This is a genomic window from Ruminococcus sp. RTP21198st1_G1_RTP21198_201120, assembly GCF_040924265.1.
GTDB lineage: Bacteria > Bacillota > Clostridia > Oscillospirales > Ruminococcaceae > Hominimerdicola > Hominimerdicola aceti.
Genome location: NZ_JBCOMH010000026.1, coordinates 21,618 through 28,385, shown reverse-complemented (window position 1 = coordinate 28,385; position 6,768 = coordinate 21,618). Strand labels below are relative to the sequence as shown.

Annotated in this window: 8 protein-coding genes; 2 read left to right on the top strand and 6 right to left on the bottom strand. The window is 42.0% G+C overall.

The window, feature by feature from the left end:
- Positions 1–135: 135 nt before the first annotated feature.
- Positions 136–327 carry a hypothetical protein gene (locus AB5627_RS13515; protein WP_265290974.1) on the bottom strand — a complete coding sequence of 64 codons (192 nt, stop codon included), beginning with the start codon at positions 325–327 and terminating at the stop codon, positions 136–138.
- A 3-nt stretch (positions 328–330) separates the two neighbouring features.
- Positions 331–474 carry a DUF6364 family protein gene (locus AB5627_RS13510; protein WP_195517919.1) on the bottom strand — a complete coding sequence of 48 codons (144 nt, stop codon included), beginning with the start codon at positions 472–474 and terminating at the stop codon, positions 331–333.
- A gap of 167 nt (positions 475–641) precedes the next feature.
- Between AB5627_RS13510 and AB5627_RS13505 the strand changes: the two genes are divergently transcribed.
- Both AB5627_RS13505 and AB5627_RS13500 read left to right on the top strand, forming a co-directional pair.
- Positions 642–845 carry a hypothetical protein gene (locus AB5627_RS13505; protein WP_022286934.1) on the top strand — a complete coding sequence of 68 codons (204 nt, stop codon included), beginning with the start codon at positions 642–644 and terminating at the stop codon, positions 843–845.
- Positions 846–1,034: 189 nt separating this feature from the next.
- Positions 1,035–1,979 carry a DDE-type integrase/transposase/recombinase gene (locus tag AB5627_RS13500; RefSeq protein ID WP_265290975.1) on the top strand — a complete coding sequence of 315 codons (945 nt, stop codon included), beginning with the start codon at positions 1,035–1,037 and terminating at the stop codon, positions 1,977–1,979.
- 181 nt (positions 1,980–2,160) lie between these two features.
- Here AB5627_RS13500 and AB5627_RS13495 read toward each other — a convergent pair whose 3' ends face one another.
- From AB5627_RS13495 to tgt, 4 genes are all read right to left on the bottom strand, one after another.
- The gene (locus AB5627_RS13495) at positions 2,161–3,828 is read right to left on the bottom strand and encodes an AMP-binding protein (RefSeq protein WP_022286918.1); all 1,668 of its coding nucleotides are present in this window, start codon (positions 3,826–3,828) and stop codon (positions 2,161–2,163) included.
- A gap of 21 nt (positions 3,829–3,849) precedes the next feature.
- Positions 3,850–4,515: an HAD family hydrolase gene (locus AB5627_RS13490; protein ID WP_265290976.1), complete on the bottom strand. Its 666-nt coding sequence runs from the start codon at positions 4,513–4,515 to the stop codon at positions 3,850–3,852.
- A 287-nt stretch (positions 4,516–4,802) separates the two neighbouring features.
- A complete protein-coding gene (locus AB5627_RS13485) occupies positions 4,803–5,360 on the bottom strand; it encodes a manganese efflux pump MntP family protein (RefSeq protein WP_022286920.1) in 558 nt (185 codons plus the stop codon).
- Between the two features lie 256 nt (positions 5,361–5,616).
- The gene (gene tgt / locus AB5627_RS13480; RefSeq protein WP_022286921.1) at positions 5,617–6,759 is read right to left on the bottom strand and encodes a tRNA guanosine(34) transglycosylase Tgt; all 1,143 of its coding nucleotides are present in this window, start codon (positions 6,757–6,759) and stop codon (positions 5,617–5,619) included.
- Between the last annotated feature and the right edge of the window lie 9 nt (positions 6,760–6,768).

The window sequence follows — 6,768 nt, the reverse complement described above, 5'->3', positions numbered from 1 at the left end:
TAGCTGCACGTTTAAGTCGAACAAACAACCGTCCTATGCGTCCCCTCAAATGGTTTTCGCCTATCGAATTTCTTAATAATAGTGTCCAATATGATTGACAAACCTACACCTTTAGGCTCTCAGCGGTGTTCTATGCTATTGAATATTGTTGTATTTTTCATCAATAAGTATTTGCTTTATCTCCTGCAACTCCTTGTTAGTTTTGCTCGTGTTTATCGCTGTGCATACTATGGCTATAAATAGCACTAGGTTGATTATTATGCTTACTATTGCAAAGCCTAACAGCATTGTTACCAATGCCTCACTTGAATTGATTATCTCACTCATTTTTTACCCCTCACTTATGTTGCTTAAGTATTCTGTTAGCAATTTTTCAATGATTTTTGCTACACTTGTTTTCTCCTTGATTGCTTGTATCTTCGCTTTTTCAAGAATGTCTTGGTCAATCGTTGTTGTGAATTTTACTTTTGACATTGAAATCACTCCTTTGCCTAAGTATATCACACTTTCACTAATACGTCAATACGTATATTTTGTACAAATTATTATACGTATATTCGTGTAATTTGCCTATTGTAATATACGTATATACGTGTTATAATGGCATTGATAAAACAAATAGAGAAACGAGGTAAATAAAAATGAGAGAAGTTGCATTAGTTGTTGATGAGTATGGTAATGAAATATTCTTCGGCGAAACTATTGGAGAGTGCAGAAGATATTGTGATGAACATCATATTACTGGTGAAAATGGTGAATATATTGCTGTTGGAGATTTTGATGATGAAACTGCATCTTTTGAAATGTTTGACTATGAAAGTTTACCTCTTACACCGATTATATAGATATTATCTATGTGAAATCTATCATGCGAACGGCTGGGGGTGAATTGCGGATTGTTGGAATTGTTGGAATGTTGGAAACAACAGCTTTCAAGTTTTCAACATTTCAATGATTTCAATGATTCACAAGAGGGGAACGCCGTTCAAGATTCCCCCTCTTTACCTGTGGTTATGATGAAAGGACGATTGAAAATGAAAACTTCTAATCAGCTTGCAAAGTATCGTGAAAGCCTTGTGAAATATGCTCTTAAGTACGGAGTTACAAAAACCGCTATCAAGTACAATACAAATAGACAATATGTCTATCGTTGGAAAAACCGCTATAACGGCACTACAAAGAGCCTGCTTAATCGTTCTCACCGCCCTAACTCTTTTCCTACTGCTCATACAGAAAGTGAAATAAAACTCATTAAGAGTTATCACCGCAGAAACAAGCACACAGGGCTTGTAATGCTCTATGTTAAGCTTGTACAAGCAGGCTACAAGCGTTCTATCACAAGCCTTTACAGACAGCTCAGAAAGCTTAACGCTATTACTGTAAAGCTACCAAATCCGAAGATAAAGCCAAAGAAATACGAAACAATGTTTTATTGCGGTCAGCGTGTTCAAATTGATGTTAAAGTTGTTCCGACTTCTTGCATTATCGGTATTGAAAAATACTATCAGTACACCGCAATAGACGAGTACAGCCGTAAACGCTTTCTAATGGCGTTTAAAGAGCAAAGCACATATAGTACATATCAATTTGTTGATGCCTTGCAAAACGCTTGGAAATTCAAAATAGAGTGCATACAGACCGACAACGGCTCTGAGTTTACAAATCGCTTTACCACAAATAAGGATAAGCCCTCGTTGCTTGACCTTTGGTGTGAACAACATAACTGTATACATAAGCTTATAAAGCCTATGACGCCACGTCATAATGGCAAGGTTGAACGCTCTCACCGCAAGGATAACGAATACTTTTACGCAACACACAAATTCTATGATTTTGAGGACTTCAAGCGACAGCTTAAACGTTGGAACTATCAGTATAATAATATTCCAACTCGTTCTTTAGATTGGAAAACTCCACAAAGTGTATATAATGACTATATTAATTTTGGTGAAGTATACGAATTTAAATATAATAAATAAAAAAATGTGTAACACATCATTGACAAACCAACATCTACCAAAAAAAATAAAATATTCCGTAGGGGCGAACACTGTTCGCCCGTCGAAGCAATACACAAAAAGCACAACGCTCACAAAGAGCATTGTGCTTTTATTTATCATATCACCGAAATGCGGAAATTGATTTATCTAAATCTCAGCATTACTTATTCTTCTTGCTGTCATTCTCTCTTATCTCAACACGGCGTATCTTACCGCTGATAGTCTTAGGCAGCTCGTCCACGAACTCAACTATTCTAGGATACTTGTAAGGAGCAGTTGATTGCTTAACATAGTTCTGAAGCTCCTTAGCAAGCTCAGGAGAAGCAGTGTAGCCCTTTGCAAGCACGATAGTAGCCTTAACTACCTTGCCTCTGATAGCGTCGTCAGCCGCCGTGATAGCGCACTCAAGTACAGAAGGGTGTTCCATAAGGATACTCTCTATCTCGAAAGGTCCTATACGATAGCCAGAAGCCTTGATAAGGTCGTCCGTTCTTCCAACATACCAGTAGTAGCCGTCATCGTCCATGTAAGCAGTGTCGCCTGTATGGTACATACCAAATCTCCAAGCGTTGTCCGTTGCCTCAGGGTTTCTGTAATACTCCTTGAACAGCGCAGGGTTTTCGCCCCTCTTAGCGTAAACAACGATCTCGCCTGTCTCGCCTACCTTAACAGGCTTGCCCTCGTTGTCAACGATACCGATATTGTAAAGCGGTGTAGGCTTACCCATCGAGCCCGGCTTTGGCTCCATACCGTAAAGATTGCCCACAAGCACAGCGCCCTCTGTCTGACCGAAGCCCTCCATAAGCTTAAGACCTGTGTACTCATACCACTTGTTGAATACCTCAGGGTTAAGAGCCTCACCGGCGATACAGCTATATTTCAGTGAAGAAAGGTCATAGTTCTCAAGGCCCTCCTTGATGAAAAATCTGTACATTGTCGGAGGTGCGCAGAAAGAAGTCAGCTTGTAATCCTGAATTACTTTCAGCACGTTTGCAGGAATAAATCTGTCGAAGTCATATACAAAAGTTGTTGCACCGCAGATAAACTGACCAAACATCTTGCCCCATGCACACTTTGCCCAGCCTGTCTCAGAAACAGTAAGGTGCAGTGAGTTCTCGTCAAGGTGATGCCAGTGCTTAGCAGTGATAATGTGTGCCGCAGCCAGTGAATACTTGTGCAGTACCATTTTAGGATAACCGGTAGTACCGGAGCTGAAATACATTAGCATTGACTCAGTAACGTGTGTTTCGATCCTCTCAAAAGTCTTTGGATACTTGTCCATTTCGCTGAGAAAATCTATCCAACCCTCTTTAGCACCATGAGTGATAAACTTCTCCTTCATGCCGCTGTACTGTTCAAGAGCTCTGTCCACCTGATTAGGAACATCGTCCTCCGCAGTTGCCACGATATAAGAGATAGAAGCAGCGTCAAAGCGGTAAACATAGTCTTTTTTCTTGAGCTGACAAGTTGCAGGCACAAGGATAGCGCCTATCTTCATAAGACCGTAAGCAAGGAACCAGAACTCATAATGACGCTTAAGAACAGCCATAACAAAATCGCCCTTCTTAACTCCGTGTGCCAGCATCATGTTAGCCACCTGACTGCTCTTTTCAGAAAGATCCTTGTAAGTGAAGATATGCTCCTCACCCTCCTCGTTGACCCACTGCATAGCCACCTTATCAGGCACGTTCTTAGCCAGCTCGTCTATAACGTCATATGAGAAGTTGAAGTTCTCAGGCAGGTCAAGCTTAAAGCTTTTAAGTCTGCCCTCGCTGTCAAGCTCCTCGTCAACAAACCTCTTGTAAAAATCAGCCATTACAAAACTCATATATGAAATCCTCCGTTTTAATTATATCCTGTTTATCTCATGACAAATGCTCACTATGTCCTGCGGAACTTCCGCAATATACTTCGCACCTGCATTTTCAAGTTCTTCTCTGCCCCTGAAGCCCCATTCACAGCCAATGCAGTCAAGACCCGCATTTTTTGCCGTTATAACGTCCACATCAGAATCTCCGATAAGCACAGCTTCCTCAGCCTTGACCCCAAGCGTGCCAAGAATATTGTATATTATCTCAGGCGCAGGCTTTGTCGGAACACCGTCCTTTTTGCCCTCGATCAGGTCAAAATCTTTCTCACCGAAAATATTCTTTACAATGTAGTTCACAAAGCCATCAGGCTTGTTTGAAGCCACCGCCGTCATAATGCCCTCACTGCGAAGCGTGTCAAGCACCTCGCAGATATGCTCATAAGGCTTGGTCTTGTTCACACATCTCTTGTTGTATTCCTCAGAGAACTCAGCATGATACTTTTTGATGTTCTCCTCGCTTCTCAGCTTCTCAGGCAAAGCCCGCTCAACAAGCTTCAAAGTACCATTTCCCACTAAATGCTTGTAGGTATCATAATCAAACACAGGAAACCCATATCTCTCAAGTACCGCGTTCATGGCGTCCCCAAGATCATAAATAGAATTTACAAGCGTTCCGTCCAGATCAAAAATAAATAGCTTTTTCATAAAACCAGCTATACAAAAAGCCTTTCCTCCCTCCGACTTTCCATAAACTTGTCGGTCACCATGCACTAATTTTTACACTTATCACAAGTTTATACACATATCATAACTTTGTACACTTATCACAAGTTTGTACATCAATCGCAAATTTATACACTTGTCTAAAAATCACGAGATTTATTATACACTGATATTGTGGCTTGTTTATGAACATACACACCTGTAATTGTTAAATTAAAATTCACAAAGATATCTATGTGATACATATTTACGTGAATAAGCAAATTGTTTTAAACAAATATAGTCTGTTCAGCGAATATTTTAAGCCCTATACATATTAAAATAACTCCCCCAACTATCCTTGCCTTGCTTTTGAGTTTTCCGCTGAATTTGTTACCAAGCATAACCCCACAGAACGATAAGGCCGCCGTAACAACACATATAAACGCTGCCGACCTGACTATGCCCACACCAAGTGCCGCAAAGCTTATGCCCACAGCCAGTGCGTCCACAGAGGTGGCAAATCCCTGCACAAGCACAGCCCCGAAAGTGAGCCTGCCCCCTGTCTGGATCTCATCGTCCCCCGAACCGCATATCATGTTCAACCCTATGAACCCAAGCAGTATCAAAGCTATCCAGTGGTCGAACCTCTCTATGTACTCCGCAAAATTCATGCCCAGCGCATAGCCGATCGCAGGCATTATCCCCTGAAAAAGCCCGAATATGATACCGCACATCAATGCTCCCCTGACTCTCCCCTTTCTGACGCAAAGCCCATTAGTCACCGATACCGCAAAAGCGTCCATAGAAAGTCCACACGCAGTAAGAAAAAGCTCAAAAATACTCATATAATCCCCCTGTATAATGTATAAAAACAGCTTTACATTCAATCTTGACTTCCCTTATATTTTTATCTGCACCCACACTTTTTACACCTGCTACCACACCTTTTCTGTAGGGGCGAACAGCGTTCGCCCATCAAAGCAACAAACCCATGCTTTCATCAAATAAAATAGCCCCCACTCAACAAAAAAACGCCATCTCGGAAAATACAAAATAACATCTTTGCATTTTCCGAAAACAGCGTCATACCGTTATATTTTTTTAATCCTCACACTTTGAAGCAAGAAGCGAGCTGTATTGATTTCTGAACTGCTCAAATCTGCCCTCGTCAAGAGCCTCTCTTATCTTCTCCGTGAGCGTGTTGTAGAAATACAGATTGTGCATAACTGCCAGCCTGCCGCCCAACTGCTCCTCAGACTTGAACAGATGACGAATGTACGCCCTGCTGTGATTACGGCAAGCAGGGCAATCGCAATGCTCGTCAATAGGTCTGGGGTCAGTTTCATACCTTTTATTAGTGATGTGCATAATGCCGTTCCATGTGAACAGCGTTCCATGACGTGCATTTCTGCTTGGCATTACGCAATCAAAGAAGTCCACGCCTCTGTAAACAGCCTCGATTATGTTTGTCGGTGTGCCAACGCCCATAAGATATCTCGGCTTATCCTTTGGCATAAAAGGCTCGACCTTTTCGATAATGTTATACATCACCTCAGTAGGCTCACCCACCGCAAGACCGCCAATAGCAAAGCCCGAACAGTATTCCATTTCTCTTATGCGCTTCATATGCTCGATACGCAGATCCTCATAAGTACAGCCCTGATTGATACCGAACAGCATCTGATGCTTGTTTATAGTCTCCTCAAGTCCGTTGAGCCTTTTCTGCTCAGCGACACATCTCTCAAGCCACCTTACCGTTCTATCACAGCTTGCCTTTGAATAGCTGTGCTCAGCAGGGTTCTCTACACATTCGTCAAACGCCATTGCGATAGTAGACGCAAGGTGCGATTGTATCTGCATACTCTCCTCAGGACCCATAAAAATTCTGCGACCGTCAACATGAGAGTTGAAGTACACGCCCTCCTCTTTGATTTTACGCAGCTTGGCCAAAGAAAATACCTGAAATCCACCACTGTCTGTAAGAATAGGCTTGTCCCAGTTCATGAACTTGTGAAGTCCGCCCATTTTGTATATAACGTCATCGCCCGGTCTGACGTGCAAATGATAGGTATTGCAAAGCTCCACCTGAGTTTTAAGCTCGTTTTTCAGATCAATGGAAGAAACTCCGCCCTTTATCGCCGCCGAAGTTCCCACGTTCATAAAAACAGGTGTCTGTATAGTTCCATGAACAGTTTCAAACTGCCCCCTGCGTGCAGCACCCTCTTGTTTTAATAATGTAAACATAAATTCTCC